Annotated in this window: 17 protein-coding genes and 1 pseudogene; 8 read left to right on the top strand and 10 right to left on the bottom strand. The window is 67.6% G+C overall.

The features are described from left to right. Positions 1–69: 69 nt before the first annotated feature. Positions 70–1,422: an energy transducer TonB gene (locus E1H18_RS24570; protein ID WP_172274304.1), complete on the bottom strand. Its 1,353-nt coding sequence runs from the start codon at positions 1,420–1,422 to the stop codon at positions 70–72. Positions 1,423–1,554: 132 nt separating this feature from the next. Between E1H18_RS24570 and polA the strand changes: the two genes are divergently transcribed. Further along, positions 1,555–4,464, top strand: a complete 2,910-nt coding sequence (gene polA, locus E1H18_RS24565) for a DNA polymerase I (protein ID WP_172274301.1) — start codon at positions 1,555–1,557, stop codon at positions 4,462–4,464. 183 nt (positions 4,465–4,647) lie between these two features. After that, positions 4,648–6,582 (top strand): methyl-accepting chemotaxis protein, encoded by a 1,935-nt coding sequence (locus tag E1H18_RS24560; RefSeq protein ID WP_172274298.1) that lies wholly within the window; start codon positions 4,648–4,650, stop codon positions 6,580–6,582. A 63-nt stretch (positions 6,583–6,645) separates the two neighbouring features. On the opposite strand, the gene E1H18_RS24555 is transcribed toward E1H18_RS24560, so the two are convergent. Beyond that, entirely contained in the window at positions 6,646–6,786 is a 141-nt protein-coding gene (locus E1H18_RS24555; protein WP_172274295.1) for a hypothetical protein, read from the bottom strand. Between the two features lie 185 nt (positions 6,787–6,971). After that, a complete protein-coding gene (locus E1H18_RS24550; RefSeq protein WP_172274292.1) occupies positions 6,972–8,159 on the bottom strand; it encodes an acetyl-CoA C-acyltransferase in 1,188 nt (395 codons plus the stop codon). A 154-nt stretch (positions 8,160–8,313) separates the two neighbouring features. Here E1H18_RS24550 and E1H18_RS24545 point away from each other — a divergent pair, with 154 nt between their 5' ends. After that, complete coding sequence (locus E1H18_RS24545; protein WP_172274289.1) at positions 8,314–10,059, top strand: amidohydrolase family protein; 1,746 nt, start codon at positions 8,314–8,316, stop codon at positions 10,057–10,059. 106 nt (positions 10,060–10,165) lie between these two features. Here E1H18_RS24545 and E1H18_RS24535 read toward each other — a convergent pair whose 3' ends face one another. The 6 genes and pseudogenes from E1H18_RS24535 to E1H18_RS24515 form a co-directional block, all read right to left on the bottom strand. After that, a complete protein-coding gene (locus tag E1H18_RS24535) occupies positions 10,166–10,570 on the bottom strand; it encodes a nuclear transport factor 2 family protein (protein WP_172274286.1) in 405 nt (134 codons plus the stop codon). A 60-nt stretch (positions 10,571–10,630) separates the two neighbouring features. After that, positions 10,631–11,332, bottom strand: coding sequence for a TPM domain-containing protein (locus tag E1H18_RS24530; protein WP_172274283.1), 702 nt, complete (start codon positions 11,330–11,332; stop codon positions 10,631–10,633). Further along, entirely contained in the window at positions 11,333–12,103 is a 771-nt protein-coding gene (locus E1H18_RS24525) for a YgcG family protein (protein WP_370526590.1), read from the bottom strand. Further along, positions 12,096–12,229, bottom strand: a pseudogene (locus tag E1H18_RS27005) (hypothetical protein); the annotation flags it as partial. The gene E1H18_RS24525 and the pseudogene E1H18_RS27005, both read right to left, overlap by 8 nt. After that, positions 12,229–12,885: a LemA family protein gene (locus E1H18_RS24520; RefSeq protein WP_172274277.1), complete on the bottom strand. Its 657-nt coding sequence runs from the start codon at positions 12,883–12,885 to the stop codon at positions 12,229–12,231. The gene E1H18_RS24520 and the pseudogene E1H18_RS27005, both read right to left, overlap by 1 nt. Before the next feature lie 60 nt (positions 12,886–12,945). Further along, positions 12,946–14,247 carry an acyl-CoA dehydrogenase family protein gene (locus E1H18_RS24515; RefSeq protein WP_172274274.1) on the bottom strand — a complete coding sequence of 434 codons (1,302 nt, stop codon included), beginning with the start codon at positions 14,245–14,247 and terminating at the stop codon, positions 12,946–12,948. A 132-nt stretch (positions 14,248–14,379) separates the two neighbouring features. Here E1H18_RS24515 and E1H18_RS24510 point away from each other — a divergent pair, with 132 nt between their 5' ends. Further along, positions 14,380–14,805, top strand: coding sequence for a hypothetical protein (locus tag E1H18_RS24510; protein ID WP_241736184.1), 426 nt, complete (start codon positions 14,380–14,382; stop codon positions 14,803–14,805). A gap of 15 nt (positions 14,806–14,820) precedes the next feature. Here the strand turns inward: E1H18_RS24510 and E1H18_RS24505 are convergent, their stop codons facing one another. Further along, positions 14,821–15,699: a GyrI-like domain-containing protein gene (locus E1H18_RS24505; RefSeq protein ID WP_241736183.1), complete on the bottom strand. Its 879-nt coding sequence runs from the start codon at positions 15,697–15,699 to the stop codon at positions 14,821–14,823. Here E1H18_RS24505 and E1H18_RS24500 point away from each other — a divergent pair. The 4 genes from E1H18_RS24500 (at position 15,698) to E1H18_RS24485 (ending at position 17,482) form a co-directional block, all read left to right on the top strand. Continuing rightward, positions 15,698–15,853 carry a hypothetical protein gene (locus tag E1H18_RS24500; RefSeq protein ID WP_172273689.1) on the top strand — a complete coding sequence of 52 codons (156 nt, stop codon included), beginning with the start codon at positions 15,698–15,700 and terminating at the stop codon, positions 15,851–15,853. The genes E1H18_RS24505 and E1H18_RS24500 overlap by 2 nt on opposite strands. A 151-nt stretch (positions 15,854–16,004) precedes the next feature. After that, positions 16,005–16,340 carry a hypothetical protein gene (locus E1H18_RS24495; protein WP_172274271.1) on the top strand — a complete coding sequence of 112 codons (336 nt, stop codon included), beginning with the start codon at positions 16,005–16,007 and terminating at the stop codon, positions 16,338–16,340. A 235-nt stretch (positions 16,341–16,575) separates the two neighbouring features. Next, positions 16,576–16,749, top strand: coding sequence for a hypothetical protein (locus tag E1H18_RS24490; RefSeq protein ID WP_241736182.1), 174 nt, complete (start codon positions 16,576–16,578; stop codon positions 16,747–16,749). A 178-nt stretch (positions 16,750–16,927) separates the two neighbouring features. Next, on the top strand, positions 16,928–17,482 hold the full coding sequence (locus tag E1H18_RS24485; protein WP_172274265.1) for a F0F1 ATP synthase subunit delta: 555 nt from the start codon (positions 16,928–16,930) through the stop codon (positions 17,480–17,482). Positions 17,483–17,504 lie beyond the last annotated feature (22 nt).

Here is a 17,504-nt window from a genome sequence, read left to right as displayed (position 1 = left end):
GAGCGTCGTTCCCGTACGCCTCCAGACCCCCGCACGCAAGGCGAGGGTTTCTGGGGCGGGGAGAAGAACTTATTGGCCCGCGGGCGGGGCCTTGTCCGGATCGCCTGGCATCGGGCCGCTCCAGGTGAACTCGAAGGGGATGGTCACGGCCAGGCCGTCGACCGTGTCGCCTTCCTTGGTCCAGGGGTTCATCCGCATCAGTGAGGCGGCCTGCACCGCGGCGGCGCCGAAGCCGAGAGCCTTGGGCGTCTCGCGAGCGATCGCGCAGCCGGAAAGCTCACCGGCGGCGGTAATCGTGCAGGCGGCCACGCCGAGGCCAGCCTTGACCCCGGCCTTCAGGGCCACGTCAGGATAGAGGGCGGTCATGCCCTCGGGGCTTAGGGTGCGTGTCCAGCGCGGCTTGGTCAGCTTGCGGGCCTCCGGTGCGGCCGGATCGCGGAAGCGGAACGGCACGTCGATCTTCGCGTCTTTCAGCGTCTTGTTCGGGGTCTCGCCGATATTGGCCTGAAACAGTTTGGACAGCGTCATCGCCGCCTTGCCGAAGCCCTTGCCGCGAGGGTTCTCGGAGATCACCTCGCAACTGCTCAGCTGACCGCTCCCCAGCAAACGGCAGCGCAAGGCGGCCTGGCCCGAGGGCTGACCCAGAGCGGCGGCTGGCCAGACGGCGTCGATCTCGCCCTGGGTCGGGACGCGGCTCCAGGGCGGATCCATCACCAGCGTCGAGCCGTAGATCATCGCGCCGGGCGGCGGCTCGCTCCAGACGATCGGGATGCTGACCTCGCCGCCCGGGACGGCCTTGCCGCCACGGATCTTGGGCGACAGGCGAAACTGCGGCGCCAACTGCAGGCCGGCCTTGCCGAAGTTCAGGCCCTCCGGCGTCTCCGAGCGGACCTTGCAGGCCTCAAGGAACCCCTCGATCGTCACCTGGCAGGTGATGACGGCCCTGCCGCCCACCCGCTTGTCGATCGCGGCCTTGGGAAAGACGTTGGCCATCTCGGCGCCGCTGGGCTGGCGAATCCAGTTGGGGTTGGAGTCGCCGGGGGCGAGGAATTCAAAGCGGGTCAACACCGGCCGGCCCGCCACCGAGGCGCCGGCGGCATCCTTCTTCTTGATGCGCTCGTAACCGACCACGGACAGGGCCGCTTGGCCAAAGCCCTGGCCGGCGGGATCTTCGTGCATCACCCTGCAATCGGCCAGCCGACCATCCTCGGTCGCGGCGCAGCTGAGCACGGCGCGGCCGGTGGCCGTCGCGCCCTTCGGGAAGGCGGCCTTCAGTTTGTCCTTAGGGACCTGCTCGATGAACTCGGGCTTCCAGTCAGCGCCCGTCTTCGCAACCTGCCCCGTGTGTCCGGTTTGGGCGGCGGCGGGACCCGTGACCGGCAAGCCGACCAGCAGCAACAGCGCAACGTGACGGAACAGCACGACAGATTCCCCAAGAGGCGCGCGATGAAGCATCGTGTCGCGACCTTAGGTAGTTTATGCGATCGCCTTCTGCTTCGCCAGAGGGTCTCCGAAGGCTTTCCGCAACGGCCGCCGCCCCCTATGTTGCCGGCCATGACCGACGTCGCCGCTCCCTCGCTTCCCCACGCTTCCGAACTGACCCAGGACGGTCCCGCCGTGCGGCTCTTCCTGGTCGACGGCTCGGCCTACCTGTTCCGCGCCTATCACGCCCTGCCGCCGCTGACCCGCAAGAGCGACGGCCTGCCGGTGGGCGCCGTCCAGGGCTTCTGCAACATGCTGTGGAAGCTGATGCGCGACATGCAGGGCGACGCGCCCACGCACCTGGCGGTGATCTGGGACCACTCGGAGAAGACGTTCCGCAACAGCCTGTACGATCAATACAAGGCCCACCGTCCGCCGCCGCCGGAAGACCTGATCCCGCAGTTCCCGCTGGTGCGCGAGGCGACCCTGGCGTTCGGCGTGCCCGCCATCGAACTGGCCGGCTACGAGGCCGACGACCTGATCGCCGCCTATGCCTGCAAGGTGCGTGATCTGGGCGGCGAGGCCGTGATCGTCTCGTCGGACAAGGACCTGATGCAGCTGGTCGGCGACGGCGTCTCGATGTTCGACCCGATGAAGGGCCTGCGCATCGACCGCGAGCAGGTGTTCGAGAAGTTCGGCGTCTATCCCGACAAGGTCGTCGACGTGCAGGCCCTGTGTGGCGACAGCGTCGACAACGTCCCCGGCGCCCCAGGCATCGGCATCAAGACCGCCGCCCAGTTGATCACCGAGTATGGGGACCTCGACACGCTGCTGGCCCGCGCGGACGAGATCAAGCAGCCCAAGCGCCGCGAGACCCTGATCAACTTCGCCGACCAGATCCGTCTGTCGCGCCAGTTGGTGAAGCTGGACTGCGATACGCCGCTGCCCCAGCCGCTGGACGAGCTGACCGTGCGCGAGCCGGACAAGGCGGCGCTGTCGGCCTTCCTGGAGCAGATGGAGTTCCGGACCCTGGCCCGGCGGGTCGGTGACGGCTCGGCCATGCCCGGCGGCCTGGGCCTGGTGGGCGGCGCGGCCGACCGCGCCCCCAGCCAGCCGAAAGCGCCGGTCAGCACCGTCTCCTACATGGGCGCGGCCGCCCGCGCCGCGGCCAATCCGGTGGCCGAGCCGGTCAAGATCGACACCGCGGCCTATATCTGCGTCCGTGACGTCGAGACGCTGAAGGCCTGGGTCGCCAAGGCTCAGGCAAAAGGCGTGGTGGCGTTCGACACCGAGACCGACGCCCTGTCCTCGGCCAATGCCGGCCTGTGCGGCGTGTCGCTGGCGATCAATGCGGGCGAGGCCTGTTACATTCCGATCAGCCACTGCGAAAAGGCCGATGGTCTCGCGTTCGAGGCCCCGGCCGACATCGAGCAGATCGCTCTGGCCGACGTGATCGCGACCCTCAAGCCGCTGCTGGAAGACCCGGCGGTGCTGAAGGTGGCCCAGAACGCCAAGTACGACATCGCGGTGCTGGCGCGTCACGGCATCCAGGTGGCGCCGATCGATGACACCATGCTGATCTCCTACGTGCTGGAGGCCGGCCTGCACGCCCACGGCATGGACGAGCTGTCCGAGCTGCACCTGGGCCACAAGCCGATCCCGTTCAAGCAGGTGTGCGGCACGGGCAAGGGCCAGATCAGCTTCAAGCATGTGGCCCTGCCCGAGGCGACGGCCTACGCGGCCGAGGACGCCGACGTCACCCTGCGCCTTTGGGAAATCCTCAAGCCTCGCCTGGCCCGCGAGGGCCTGTCGACCGTCTACGAGACCCTCGAGCGTCCGCTACCGACGGTGCTGGCGGCGATGGAGAACGAGGGGGTCAAGGTCGACCCCGAGGCTCTGCGCCTGCTGTCCAACGAGTTCTCGCTACGCATGGCCAAGTTCGAGGAGCGGGCCCAGGAGATCGTCGGGCGGCCCTTCAACCTGGGCAGCCCCAAGCAGATCGGCGACGTGCTGTTTGGCGAGCTGAACCTGAAGGGCGGCAAGAAGACCGCCACCGGCCAGTGGTCGACCGACAGCGACGTGCTGGAAGCCCTGGCCAACGAGCACGAGTTGCCGCGCGTCCTGCTGGACTGGCGCCAGCTCTCCAAGCTTAAGGGCACCTATACCGAGAACCTGATCGCCGCGATCGCCGAGCGCACGGGCCGGGTCCACACCTCCTACGCCCTGGCCGCGACCACGACGGGGCGGCTGTCCTCGTCCGACCCCAACCTGCAGAACATCCCGATCCGCACCGAGGAAGGCCGCAAGATCCGCAAGGCCTTCATCGCCCCGCCGGGCAAGGTGTTGATCAGCGCCGACTACAGCCAGATCGAGCTGCGCCTGCTGGCCCACATTGGCGACATCCCGCAGCTGAAGAAGGCCTTCCAGGAAGGCCTGGACATCCACGCCATGACGGCCTCGGAGATGTTCGATACGCCGATCGAGGGCATGGATCCGATGATCCGCCGTCGGGCCAAGGCCATCAACTTCGGCATCGTCTACGGCATCTCTGCCTTTGGTCTCGCCAACCAGCTGGGCATCGGCCAGGGCGAGGCCGGGGCCTATATCAAGACCTATTTCGAGCGCTTCCCCGGCATCCAGGCCTATATGGACGCGACCAAGGCCTTCGTGCGCGAGCACGGCTATGTCACGACCATCTTCGGGCGGAAGATCAACATCCCGGAGATCCAGTCCAAGTCGGTCGGCCAGCGCCAGTTCGCCGAGCGGGCGGCGATCAACGCCCCGATCCAGGGCGCGGCGGCCGACGTCATGCGCCGGGCGATGATCCGCATGCCCGCCGCGCTCGAAACGGCAGGTCTGGAAGCCCGCATGCTGCTGCAGGTGCACGACGAACTGGTGTTCGAGGCGCCGGAAGCCGAAGCCGACCGCGCCTGTGCGGTTATCTCCGCGGTCATGGAGAAGGCCGCCGAGCCGGCCGTGGCGATTTCGGTACCGCTAACGGTCGAAGCGCGCGCCGCACTCAACTGGGACGAGGCGCACTAACCCGAAACGAGTTCAAAAATCGCCGGGATGTCGAAACTGCGACATTCCGCCGCGCTAGGGTTAATGCCTCGGCAACCCTTGCAAGCGACTTGTATGATGACGCCTGAAATTGACGACGCGGCATAAAATATCCGTGTTATCTGAAACTTAGCGGGCGTTCATCCGAGACGAGGAGCCCGCGCGGTGTCTTTTGGCGACCTGAAGATCCCCCAGAAACTGATGGCGGTGTTTGCCGTCATGCTTGCGACCATCATGCTGATGGGCGCGTCGCTGTACGCCAACAAGACCAACCTGGCCCAGTCCGTGGACCGGACCCAGCGCGCTTATGAAATGCTGCGCCTGGCCGACAGCGCGGCCTTCCGCCTGACGCGGCAGGAGAACTCGCTGCGGGGCTTCCTGCTGTCGGGCGATAGCTACTACGTCTCGCGCCTGGAAGAGGCCCACAAGCCCAAGTTCCTGAAGGCGCTCGATGAGCTGAAGACGCTGTCGACCGGCAACGAAGCGGATCTGGCCCGCGTCGCCGCCGTTCACGCCACCTATGCTGATCTGCGCCAGTCGGTCATCGAGCCGGCCGAGAAGCTCGGCGCCGACCCGGCGACCCGCGCCCAGGCCGCCGACCTCGTCAAGCGCGACGGCGTCGCCGACAAGGCCGTCGAGCAGGTCGAGAACGCCATCGAAGCCATCACCAAGACCGCCGAAAGCCAACTGGCCATCGAGGCCGCGTCGCAAGAGAAGGCCTCGGCCCAGTCGACCCTGGTTCTGGCCATCGGGATCCTGGTCACCGCCGCCATCGCCGTCGCTGGCGGGCTGCTGCTGACCGGCGCCATCGCCACGCCGATCGCCGCCATGACCAACGCCATGCGTCGTCTGGCCGCTGGCGACAGCACCGTCGATGTCCCGGCCAAGGGTCGCAAGGACGAGATCGGCGACATGGCCGCCGCCGTCGTCTACTTCAAGGACGCCGGCATCGAGAAGATCCGCGTCGAGGCCGCCGCCGCCGACCAGCGCCAGGCCGCCGACAGCGAGCGCGCGTTGAACGAGTCGGAAAAGGCCGAGGTCGCCCGCACCGATCAGATCGCCATCGTCGCCCTGAACGAAGCCCTGGATCACATGGCCTCGGGCGATCTGACCCACCGCATCACCATCCAGGTCGCGCCGAAGGCCGAGAGCCTCAAGAGCAACTTCAACGCCGCCGCCGACCGCATGCAGCAGGCGATCCAGGCCATCAACTCGGCCACCGGCGGCGTCAACAGCGGCGCCGACGAGATCGCCGAGGCTTCGGACAACCTCTCGCGTCGCACCGAACAACAGGCCGCCAGCCTGGAAGAAACCGCCGCTGCGCTGGATGAGATCACCGCTACGGTGCGCAAGACCGCGTCGGGCGCCAAGGAAGCCTCGCAGGTCGTCGCCACCGCGCGCACCGACGCCGAGCGCTCGGGTCAGATCGTCAGCCAGGCCGTCTCGGCCATGAGCCAGATCGAGACCTCGTCGGCCCAGGTGAACCAGATCATCAGCGTCATCGACGAGATCGCCTTCCAGACCAACCTTCTGGCTCTGAACGCCGGCGTCGAAGCCGCGCGTGCGGGAGAGGCCGGCCGCGGCTTTGCCGTCGTCGCCCAAGAAGTGCGGGCTCTTGCCCAGCGCTCGGCCGACGCGGCCAAGGAGATCAAGACGCTGATCTCGACCTCGACCCAGCAGGTGGAAGCCGGTGTGAACCTGGTCGGCCAGACGGGTCAGGCCCTGCATCGCATCGTCGAGCAGGTCGCCGCTATCGACACCCTGGTCAACGAGATCGCCGCTTCGGCCACGGAGCAGGCCACCGGCCTGCACCAGGTCAATACGGCGGTGAACCAGATGGACCAGGTCGTTCAGCAGAACGCGGCCATGGTCGAGGAAGCCACCGCCGCGACCCATTCGCTGAAGAGCGAAGCCAATGCGTTGCGCGAGATGGTCGGCCGCTTCCGCACCGCCCAGACCGCAGCCCCGGCCGCGCGTCCGGTCGTGGCTCAGCGTCCCGCCGCGCCGGCGCCGCGTCCTGTGGCGCAGTCGCGACCGATCGCACGTCCGGGCCGAGGCTCGGCCGCCGTGGCGGTCAGCGAAGACTGGGAAGAGTTCTGATCGTCCTGATCAGCTGAAGTCCAAAAGCGGGCTCTCCGGGAAACCGGGGAGCCCGTTTTCGCATCAGCCCTTGTTCAGGGCGAGGGTCTCGAACGACGACTGGGTGGCTTGTGGCTTCTGATGGGTCGCGCCCGGGGTGGGCAGGGCCAGGCCGACGGCGGCGGCGATCAAAAGGGCGACGGTGAAGAAGGCCTTGGCGGCCATGGTCATATCTCGGGTCTGGCGTTGGTGTTGCGGTGATCGCGGCGCCGACGGAGCTTCAGATGGCCCGTCCGTCGCCGGGTTCAAGAGACCGGCGTTGTGCGAACGCGCTGTCTTGATCCAACAACAAAGGCCGGAAACCGCCTCTGCGGTTCCCGGCCTTATTTCAACAGCTCAGTGGAACGATCTTAGAAGATTTCGAAGAGCCCAGCGGCGCCCATGCCGCCGCCGATGCACATGGTGACGACGCCGAGCTTGGCCTTGCGGCGCTTGCCTTCCAGCAGGATGTGGCCGGCGCAGCGGGCGCCGGTCATGCCGAAGGGGTGGCCGATGGCGATCGAGCCGCCATTGACGTTGTACTTCTCGGGATCGATGCCCAGACGGTCGCGGCTGTAGAGGCACTGCGAGGCGAAGGCTTCGTTCAGCTCCCAGATGTCGATGTCGTCGACCTTCAGGCCGTGGCGTTCCAGCAGGCGCGGCACGGCGAAGACCGGGCCGATGCCCATCTCGTCGGGCTCGCAGCCGGCGACGGCGAAGCCGCGGAAGAGGCCCAGGGGCTCAAGGCCGCGCTTCTCGGCTTCCTTGCGCTCCATGACCACGACGGCGGCGGCGCCGTCCGACAGTTGGCTGGCGTTGCCGGCGGTGACGAAGTTGCCCGGACCCTTGACCGGCTCCAGCTTGGCCAGGCCCTCCAGCGTCGTCTCGGGACGATTGCACTCGTCCTTGGTGACCACGTAGTCGACCAGGCTCTCTTCCTTGGTCTCCTTGTTGACCACCTTCATCTTGGTGGCCATCGGCACGATCTCGTCGTCGAACAGGCCAGCGGCTTGAGCCGCAGCGATGCGTTGCTGGCTGCGCAGGGCGTACTCGTCCTGGTACTCGCGGCTGACATTGTAGCGCTTGGCGACGATGTCGGCGGTGTCGATCATCGCCATCCACAGGGCCGGATGGGTCTTGAGCAGCTTCTCTTCGGTGATGTGGTAGCGGTTCATGTGGCCGCTAGCGTTGACCAGCGAGATCGACTCCACGCCGCCGCCGACCGCGACGTCCGCGCCGTCGTTACGGACATAGTTGGCGGCCGTGGCGATCGCCTGCAGGCCCGACGAGCAGAAGCGGTTGACGGTCTGGCCCGAGGTGGTGATCGGCAGGCCGGCCCACATCGCCGCATTGCGGGCGACGTTCATGCCGGTGGCGCCCTCGGGACCGCCGCAGCCCAGGACCACGTCCTCGACCTCGGCCCCTTCCAGGCCGGCGCGCGACACGGCGTGCTGGATGGCGTGACCGGCCATGGCTGCGCCATGGGTGTTGTTGAAGCCACCTCGGACCGACTTGGCCAGGCCCGTGCGGGCGTAAGAGACGATGACCGCTTCGCGCATAGAGGCGCACTCCCCGTTAAACGTTAGTTTGAATTGCCCCCACCCTAGACCGGGATTTCCCGGCGCGAAAGGTCACGCGAACGTAAACCGGCTTGACGGGTCGGCGAGGCGGGCGGACGCTCATGAACAACGATAAGATACGGGAGGATACGTGATGGCTGATCGCGCCTATGATCTCGTGCTGCGTGGTGGGACGGTTTTCGACGGGACTGGCGGGGCAGGGGTCGTCGCGGATGTTGGGGTCAAGGACGGCCTGATCGCCGCTGTCGGGCCCGACCTCGCGCCCGGCGTCGAGGAGATCGACGCTGCCGGCCGCATCGTCACCCCGGGCTTCGTCGACATCCACACCCACTATGACGGCCAGGCGACCTGGGGCGAGCGGATGACGCCCAGCTCGGGCCACGGCGTGACCACGGTGGTGATGGGCAATTGCGGGGTCGGCTTCGCGCCCTGTCGGCCGGAGGACCATGATCGCCTGATCCGGCTGATGGAGGGCGTCGAGGACATTCCTTTTCCGGTCCTGACCGAGGGCTTGCCCTGGGCCTGGGAAAGCTTCCCCGACTATCTCGACTTTCTCGCCGGCCGGGCCTTCGACGTCGACATCGGCGCCCAGCTGCCGCACGCAGCGCTGCGGGTCTATGTGATGGGCCAGCGTGGCGCGAACCGTGAACCGGCGACGGAGGCCGACATCGCCGCCATGGCCGCTATCGCCCAGCGGGCGGTGGAGGCCGGGGCCTTGGGCTTCTCGACCTCGCGCACCCTCAACCACCGGACCAGCGACGGCCAGCCGACCCCGACCCTAACGGCGGGTGAGGACGAGCTGACCGGCATCGCTCTCGGCCTGGCCGCCGCCGGCAAGGGCGTGCTGCAGCTGGTCTCGGACTTCTTCCCCGACGGCGCCGCCGAGCTGGCCATGGTCCGGCGGATTGTCGAGCGCTCGGGCCGGCCGCTGTCGTTCTCGCTGGTCCAGAGCCCCAAGGCGCCGCAGGGCTACAAGGCGATGCTGGCCGGGTTGTCGGCCGCCGTCGACGCTGGCTTGCCGATGAAGGCCCAGGTCTGCGGCCGGCCGGTGGGCGTGCTGTTCGGCCTGGAATTGACCCTCAATCCGTTTAGCCAGAACCCCGTCTTCGCCGAGCTCAAGGACCGCCCGCTGGCCGACAAGGTCGCCGGCTTGCGCGATCCGGCGTTCCGCGCCCGGCTGCTGGCCCATGACGAGGACGCCAAGGGGCCGTTCGCCGGCAGCGCTCTGCGGGCCTGGGACAATCTCTTCCCGATGCGTGTTGTCCCCGACTACGAGCCGACGGCCGAACAGACCGTGGCGGCGATCGCCACGCGCGAGGGCCGGGATCCGGCGATGGTGGCGCTCGACGCCCTGCTCGAGAACGACGGGCGCGGCATGCTCTACCACCCGTTCTTGAACTATGCCGATGGCTCGCTGGACCCCAGCTTCACGATGCTGAGCCACCGCGACACCGTACCGGGCCTGTCGGACGGCGGGGCCCATGTCGGCATGATCTGCGACGGCAGCTTCCCGACCAGCAACCTGACCCACTGGACCCGCGACCGCACGCGCGGCCCGACCATCCCGCTGGCGACGATGATCGCCCGCCAGACCCGCGACACGGCCGCCGCCGTCGGCCTGATGGACCGCGGCCTGATCGCGCCCGGCTATCGCGCCGACCTCAATGTCATCGACTACGAGGGGCTAAGGTTGGAGGCGCCGCAGGTGGCCTATGACCTGCCGGCCGGCGGACGGCGGCTGGTCCAGCGCGCCCACGGCTATGTCGCGACGATCGTGGCGGGCGTCGTCACCCAGCGCGATGGCGAACCGACAGGGGCTCTGCCCGGACGGCTGGTGCGCGGGGCGCAGGCGACCCCGCTGGCCTTGGCGGCGGAGTAGTCACTGCGTCCTTCGAGGCCCGCTGCGCGGGCGCCTCAGGATGAGGACCGATGTACAAACTTCCTCATCCTGAGGTGCGAGGCGCAGCCGAGCCTCGAAGGACGCACTAGGCATCCGCTTCCGCCAGCGGGTCGGCGTGGCGGTGGATCAGTTTCCAGGCGCCGTCCTCGTGGCGGAAGAGTTCGGTGATCCGCAGATGCATCTCGACCGGCTCGTCCTGGCCGGGGACGCGCACCTTGGCGTGTTGCAGGCCGGTCCAGTAGGCGAGGTCGCCGACCGAGTCGCTGTGCAGAATCTCCAGCGTGGTTTCGCCGCCCTCGGCGAAGGAGCGGGAGTCACGGGCATAGACATCTGCCACCCGATAGGCGCCTTCCTCGCGTCCGCCATGCGGCGGGAAGAAGCTGGCCGGACAGGCGGTGGCCGCCATCCGATCCAGGGGGCCGGCCTGGCCGTTCACATAGGCCTGGGCGGCGTGGCGGCGGATCTCGAGGAAGGTATCGAAGTCGGACATGTCGCGGCTCTCCTCCTGCTGGTCATGAGAAAAGCGCGCAAGACGGCTTAGGTTTCCATTCTAGCGCTTCGGAAGGATCGTCAGGCCGTCGGGAAGCTCGTTGCGGTCGTCGCCGCGAGGCGGGACGTGCTCGGCCAGGATGGCGCCGGCCCGGGTCACGGCGGCCACGAAGCCGTCGGCGATGCGGTCCTGCTTGAGGCCGCCGACCAGGTCGGCGACCACCTCGTCCCACACCGTATTGGGCGCGGCGGCATAGATGCCCTCGTCGGCGATGACCTCGACGCGATGCTCGGCCAGGGCGGCGAAGATCAGCACGCCGGTGCGATCCCGGGTGACGTGCAGGCCGTGGCCCAGGAACTGCTCCATGGCCGCGCGCCGGACCCGGGCGGCCTTCAGCGAGCCGGGGGTGAGGGCGCGGCGGACCGGCGGGAGCGAGACGACCAGAGCCGCCAGCACGAACACCACGGCTTGCAGGACGATATAGGTCGACAGCGCCGACAGGATCGCCCCGTCCAGCGCCGACTGATGGCCGATGCTCCAGCCACCGAAGAGCCGGGTCAGCATTTCGGGCCGGAAGCCGGCGAACAGGGCCGCGGCCGGCAGGACCAGGGCCGTGGCCGCCGCCCACACCAGCGGGGTCTCGCGATAGTCCGACACCTCGGGCGCCAGGACGCAGAAGATCTCGCCGGCGGTGGCCTTCTCAGCCTGGGCCACCGCGTTTGCGATGCGGTCCAGGTCTTGCGGGTTCATCGTGATGGCCATCTACCAGCTCCCCGAACTGCCGCCGCCGCCGAACGACCCGCCGCCGCCCGAGAAGCCTCCGCCTCCGCCGCCGCTCCAGCCGCCGCCGCGCCCGCTGCTGCTGTTGAGGGCGCTGAGGATGATCCAGGGCAGGGCCTCGCCCAGGCCTCGACGCGCGCGTCGGCTGCGGAACAGGCCCGAGAACAGAAAGATCACGAAGGCGAACATCAGGAGCGCCATGAACGGCGAACCCTTGGCCTTCTGCCGCTCGGGCTGGCTGGCCGCAGCGATCCGCGCCTGGGCCTGGTCGGCGGGCAGGGATAGCTGCTCGACGATGGCGTTGGTCCCTGCGAGGATGCCGCCCTGCATGTCGCCATCGCGGAACTTGGGCAGGATGGCGCTCTGAATGATGGCGCTGGACAGGGCGTCGGTCAGGACGGGTTCGAGCCCGTAGCCGACCTCGATCCGCACCTTCCGCTCGTTGGGCGCGACCAGCAGGATCGCGCCCGTGTTCTTGCCCTTCTCGCCAATGCCCCAGGTCCGACCCAGCTGATAGCCGAAGTCCTCGATGGGGTAGTCCTGCAGGCTGGGCACCGTGGCCACGACCAGCTGGCGGCCGGTCGTGGTCTCAAGGTTCTCCAGCTTTGTCGTCAGTTCGCGCTGGGCGTCCGGCGACAGGATCTGCGCCTCGTCGACCACGCGGCCCGACAGCGGCGGGAACTTGGGCGCGGCGAAGGCGGGGAGGGCGAAGGTCGAGAAAACGACAAGCGCCGCGAGAAACCAACTCCTCACCCGCAAAGCGGGGGAGGTGGCGCGGCGCGGATACGCGCCGTGACGGAGGGGGCGCTGTGCGGTGGCGAGCGCCCCCTCCACCGCTTCGCGGTCCCCCTCCCCCGTTTTACGGGGGAGGAGATTCATTATTGCACCTTCGGCGGCGTCGCGGTCGGCGGGGCCGAGAAGTCTACGGTCGGGGCGCTCTGGGCGGCGGCCGAGGCCTGGAACAGCTGGGCCGGCTTCTGGCTGCTGTACAGCGTCTTGGCCCAAAGCACGCTGGGGAAGGTGCGCAGGGTGGTGTTGTAGACCTGGGCGGTCTGGTTGTAGTCGCGCCGCGCGATGGTGATGCGGTTCTCGGTGCCTTCCAGCTGGCTCTGGAGAGCCAGGAAGTTCTGATTCGACTTCAGGTCCGGATACTGCTCCTGGATGACCATGAGGCGGCCCAGCACGCCGGACAGCTTGTCCTGGGCGGCGGCGTATTGCTGGAAGGCGGCGGGGTCGGTGATGGTCGAAGCGTCGACCTTCACCTGCGTGGCGCTGGCGCGAGCCTGGGTCACCTCGACCAGAACGCTCTTTTCCTGGGCCGCATAGCCCTTCACAGTCGCCACCAGGTTCGGCACCAGGTCGGCGCGGCGCTGGTACTGGTTCTGCACCTCGGCCCAGGCGGTCTTGGTCGCCTCGTCCTGGGTGGGAATGGTGTTGACCCCGCAGCCGGCCAGCGCAGCCGGGATCGCGACGATCAGGGCGGCGCGCGAAGCGTTACGGACGAAGCGGTTCATGTGTCCTCCAGGCGCGAACATTCATGCCCGCGTATCGCTGTTAGATAGCGAGCCTAGCTCTACACGGCAGGGTGCGACAGGTTAAACCTTGTCCATGTCGGCAAACGCCTTCTTGCGCGGGCCGACATAGCCAAACAGCCAAGCGGCCACCTTGCGCATCTGGATCTCTTCCGAGCCCTCGGTGATCCGGTAGCGGCGGTGGTGGCGGTAGATGTGCTCGAACGGCTTGTGGCGCGAATAGCCGAGGCCGCCGTGGATCTGCATCGCCCGGTCGGCGGCTTCGCAGACGAGGCGGTTGGCCCAGTAGTTACACATCGAGACCTTGTCGGAGAGGCGCTTTTCCACCTCGACCTTGGACATCTGGTCCATCTCCCAGGCGGTCTTGCGGATCAGCAGGCGCAGCATCTCGGCCTGGGTGGACAGCTCGACGATCGGGAACTGGATGGCCTGGTTCTCGGCCAGGGCCTTGCCGAACGGTCTGCGGGCGCGGGCGTACTTGATGCTTTCTTCTATGCAGTAGGTCGCGGCGCCCAGGCTGGAGGCGGCCTGGCGGATGCGGTTCTCGTGCACGAAGTGCTGGGCGATCGACAGGCCGCCGCCCTCGGGGCCGAACATCGCCGAGTCCGGAACCCAGACATGGGTGAAGCTGACCCGCGGGTGATCGGTCGGCATGTTGAAGGTCCAGAGATACTCCTCGACCTTGACCCCCGGCGCGTGGGCCGGGACCAGGAAGGCGGTGATGCCGCGCGCGTCGCCGTCCTCGCCGGCCGTGCGCACGAACAGGCAGCAGTGCGTGGCCGCATGCATGCCCGTGGTCCACATCTTCTCGCCATTGATCCGCCAGCCGGCCTCGCCGTTTCGCTCCTCGCGCACCCCGCGCGTTTCCATGAAGGTGGCGTCCGAGCCGTGGTCGGGTTCGGTGAGGCCAAAGGTCGGGCGGAAGGCGCCCCGGTCCAGCATGTCGCCGATCAGGGTCTGCTGATCGGGTCGGCCGAAGTCGCGCAGCATCAGCACGAACGGATTGTTGCCGACGATTGAGTGCTCGTTCTGCAGGTCGTTGAACAGGCCCAGGCCCTTGGCGGCCAGGTGCTCGCGGATCACCGCCATCCACAGGTTGGAGCCGTCCTTGCCGCCATACGCTTTCGGCAGGGCGAAGCGGTAGTGGCCGGCCTGGTCAGCCAGTTTTCGGGCCTTGCCCAGCAGTTCTTCCCACTCGTGCTTGGGCAGGCCGCCGGCGTCCCAGTCGGTGCGGGCCCATTCGCGGCGGTGGTCGAAGAAGCGCTGGTTGTCGTCGCGCGCCTGCAGGGGCGCGATCTCCTTCTCGATGAAGGCGTCCAGCTCGGCGAGATAGGCGGTCAGTTCCGGCGGCGGATTGAAGTCCATGCCCTAGGCCTCCCTGCTATTTTTCTCGTTCGTTTCGATGATTAGAGCGCGACGACGCGCCGCGGCCAATCGTGCCCTTGGGGAACGAGCGCTTAACCCTGTCTTGACCAGAGGCGGCGCACACCTGGGGTCATGATCCTGATGGCCGTCTTTGCGATCTTCGGCGCCGCGCTCGGACTCTTCGTCCGACCGCGCCTCTTCGGCGTGATCCTGGCGATCCTGCTGGCCGCCGCCGTCGAGGGCGGCGCCTACTGGGCTGTCGGGGTGATGGAGCACCAGACCAACCGCGAAGTGCTGGTCATGCGCGTGCAGGCGGTCTTCGGCGACGAGATCCTGGACATGATCATCCCGGTGGCCGCCGCGGCGATCGGCGCCGTGCTCGCGGCGATCCTGGGCGTGTTCACCGATCCGAAGAAGGCCGCTCCGGTGCTCAGCGCCGAGGGCATCCGTCGTCGCGCCGGCAAGGACGGTCGCTACGCCCGCGCGGAAGGCATGGTCCAGGACCGCGCCATCCACGCCAAGGCCGAAAGCCGGATCGACAAGATCCTAGACCTCTGAGCGACCGAACGCCGCCTATCTCAGCGGCAGGAACAGGTCCGCGGCCGCGCCCAGCTCGGGCTGGTCCAGGAAGAAGCGCTGGCAGTAGATCGGGAAGTCGCGCATCTCCTCGCCGCTGGCCGGCAGCCAGTCGCGGTATAGATAGAGCGCAGCGGGCTCCAGATTATGAGTGTCGCCGGTCACGCGCAGCACCGCGCACCGCCCGCCGGGGATTTCGCCGAGCTTGATCGTCTCGCCTCGCGCATCGATCGGCTGATCGTCCGCGAGGCCGACGCACAGGTCCACGCGGTAGTCGGCTGGATCGGCGGGGCGCCGCTCGGAATGCCAGACATTGAAGGTCGGGTTGGTCCGGGGCGAAAGCCCGGCGGCTTTGCGCCAGGCGATGAACCGTTGGATCGAGGCGTCGAGGGTCCGGGGATCGCCGTGATGCTCGAGGATCGCCACGCGGGTCGGGGCCACGGCATGGATGGTCACCTGGTCGGAAGTGAAGGTCGTCTGCATGATCTTGCTCCTGGCTGTGTTGAGCGGCCCGAAGGCCTTGAGCCACGGCTCCCAGTCGGGGGCCTTGCGGAAGCTGGACGGCGACTGCCCGAGCCTTTGGCGAAAGGCGCGGGCGAAGGCGTCGGGCGTCTCGTAGCCGGCGTCCAGGGCGATCTCGGTGACGCTCTGCCCTTGCGCATGGGCCAGCTGTTTCGAGGCCTGCCGCAGGCGGGCCAGCTGGACATAGCGATGCAGGGAGACGCCGAAGGTCGCCTTGAACTGCCGGTGGAAGTGGAACTTGGAGAACGCCGCGACGCTGCTGACCGCATCCAGGTCCAGATCGTCGTCCAGATGCCGATCGATGTGATTCAGCACCCTGCGCATCCTGGCATGGTAGTGGTCGAGCGCCGTCATGATCCTCATCCGCTGTGGCGATCCCAGACTGGCGTTGGGCGTTGTCGCGCGCTCGACCGATCTTGCGGTCTTGGGCGCGAAGCCATTGCGACATAGCCATTTTGACGGCAGCCACGAAATTCCGCTTGCGATATTCCTTATCACTGATATCTAAGCGATGCTTAGTTCGGATCCGAAGCGCTGGTGGGGATACCCGCGCCGTCATCCCCGGTTCCGAGCGGCCAGTCTGCGTATCTTCGAGTACCGCGTCTCACCCTGATCAACGATCTGACCGCAACTTCCCCAACACGCTGGAGGGCTCCTCGATGAAGCTCCGCACCCTGGCGGCTGTCGCCGCCGTATCCGTTTCCATGTTCGCTGGACAGGCTCTGGCCGACGGCCGCATCGCCGTCGCCCTGGACGCGCCGGTCGCCGCAAAGACCAAGGTCGTGGCCGGCGGCGCCGTCTTCGTCTGCGAAGGCGTCGAGTGCGTCTCGACCCAGGCCCCCTCGCGGGCCCTCACCGCCGTCGCCTGCAAGGCGCTGGCCAAGGAAGTGGGCCGCGTCTCGGCCTTCGGCGGCGAGACCAAGTCGCTGGACGCCGACGATCTGACCCGCTGCAACGCCGTGGCCAAGGGCGCCTCCGCCCTGGCCGCCAAGTAGGAATGGGCGGCTAAGTAGAAATACCTACCGTTCTACCCAGTACCCGGACGCTTAGGGACTGAACTTGCTCGGTCCCGTCTGGCTGTTTCCTCGAGCATTCGACTTCATGGGGCGGCGGATTTTGTCCGCCGCCTCTTTTCTTTTCCAGATCAGGGACTAGCTGAAGCGTATGGCCGTCACCTTATCCTCACAGTTGGAATCCGTTCTGCGGCAAGCCGCAGGCGAGGGGGCGGCCTTGGCGTCGATGACCGTCGACTATGGTCCGTCTTCTGATGAGGCCGCGTTGGAGCCCAAGGCCTGGATTGAGCGGGCCACGCGCAGCCTCGTCTTCGCCCAGGGCGAGCTGCGCCGGGCCGACGGCGGTCTGGCCGCTTCGGCTTCCGCCGTGTTCCGCCGCGCCGGGGTCTGAACACGCGGGCTTAGTTGCGACTGCGAAAGGCCCGTGTTATCAGGCGCGCGGCTTCGGACGGGGCGGTGCGAGAGCGCCGGCCGTCCATGTGCTTTTTACAAGCGCGCTCAAGCTCTTAAGCCGCGACAGGAGTTGAACTTCTTGTCGGCGGCCCTTGCAATGCACCGGGCGGATAAAAGTGGCGGACGAAACCAAGGCGACGGATGCGGGTCAGCGTTACGCGCAATCCCTGTTCGAATTGACGATCGAGAACGGCAACCTGGCCAAGGTCGAGACCGACCTGAAGAGCCTGAAGGCGATGATCGCCGACAGCGCCGACCTGCGTCGCCTGATCGACTCGCCGGCGTTCTCGGCCGAGGACAAGGGCAAGGGTCTCGTCGCCGTGGCCGTGAAGGCCAAGTTCGACATGCTGACCACGAAGTTCCTGGGCCTGGTGGCCTCGAACGGCCGCACCGCCGACCTGCTGGGCGCCATCTCGGCCTTCAGCGAGCTGTCGGCCAAGCACCGCGGCGTCGTCACCGCCGAGGTGATCTCGGCCAGCGCCCTGTCGCCCGCTCAGCTGAAGGGCGTGCAAGCCGCCCTCGCCGAGGCCCTGGGCAAGACCCCCGAAGTTTCCACGCGCGTCGACCCGTCCCTGCTGGGCGGGCTGAAGGTGCGCGTCGGTTCGCGCCTTTTCGATGCTTCGCTCCGTTCGAAGCTCGATTCCCTGAAGTTCGCCCTCAAGCGCGCTTAAGCGCGCCTTAAAAAACAGATCG

The sequence above is a fragment of the Caulobacter sp. RHG1 genome, from assembly GCF_013181195.1.
In the GTDB taxonomy this organism is placed as follows: Bacteria; Pseudomonadota; Alphaproteobacteria; order Caulobacterales; family Caulobacteraceae; genus Caulobacter.
The sequence above is the reverse complement of the archived record's forward strand: the minus strand, read 5'-3'. Positions and strand labels throughout refer to the sequence as shown.

Coding starts and splice junctions, on each gene's coding strand:
- E1H18_RS24495 (WP_172274271.1), top strand. CDS start 16,005: ATGAAGCTCCGCACCCTGGCGGCTGTCGCCGCCGTATCCGTTTCCATG.
- E1H18_RS24520 (WP_172274277.1), bottom strand. CDS start 12,885: ATGTTCGCGCCTGGAGGACACATGAACCGCTTCGTCCGTAACGCTTCG.
- polA (WP_172274301.1), top strand. CDS start 1,555: ATGACCGACGTCGCCGCTCCCTCGCTTCCCCACGCTTCCGAACTGACC.
- E1H18_RS24545 (WP_172274289.1), top strand. CDS start 8,314: ATGGCTGATCGCGCCTATGATCTCGTGCTGCGTGGTGGGACGGTTTTC.
- E1H18_RS24505 (WP_241736183.1), bottom strand. CDS start 15,699: ATGACGGCGCTCGACCACTACCATGCCAGGATGCGCAGGGTGCTGAAT.
- E1H18_RS24515 (WP_172274274.1), bottom strand. CDS start 14,247: ATGGACTTCAATCCGCCGCCGGAACTGACCGCCTATCTCGCCGAGCTG.
- E1H18_RS24550 (WP_172274292.1), bottom strand. CDS start 8,159: ATGCGCGAAGCGGTCATCGTCTCTTACGCCCGCACGGGCCTGGCCAAG.
- E1H18_RS24500 (WP_172273689.1), top strand. CDS start 15,698: ATGATCCTCATCCGCTGTGGCGATCCCAGACTGGCGTTGGGCGTTGTC.
- E1H18_RS24535 (WP_172274286.1), bottom strand. CDS start 10,570: ATGTCCGACTTCGATACCTTCCTCGAGATCCGCCGCCACGCCGCCCAG.
- E1H18_RS24530 (WP_172274283.1), bottom strand. CDS start 11,332: ATGGCCATCACGATGAACCCGCAAGACCTGGACCGCATCGCAAACGCG.
- E1H18_RS24555 (WP_172274295.1), bottom strand. CDS start 6,786: ATGGCCGCCAAGGCCTTCTTCACCGTCGCCCTTTTGATCGCCGCCGCC.
- E1H18_RS24510 (WP_241736184.1), top strand. CDS start 14,380: ATGATCCTGATGGCCGTCTTTGCGATCTTCGGCGCCGCGCTCGGACTC.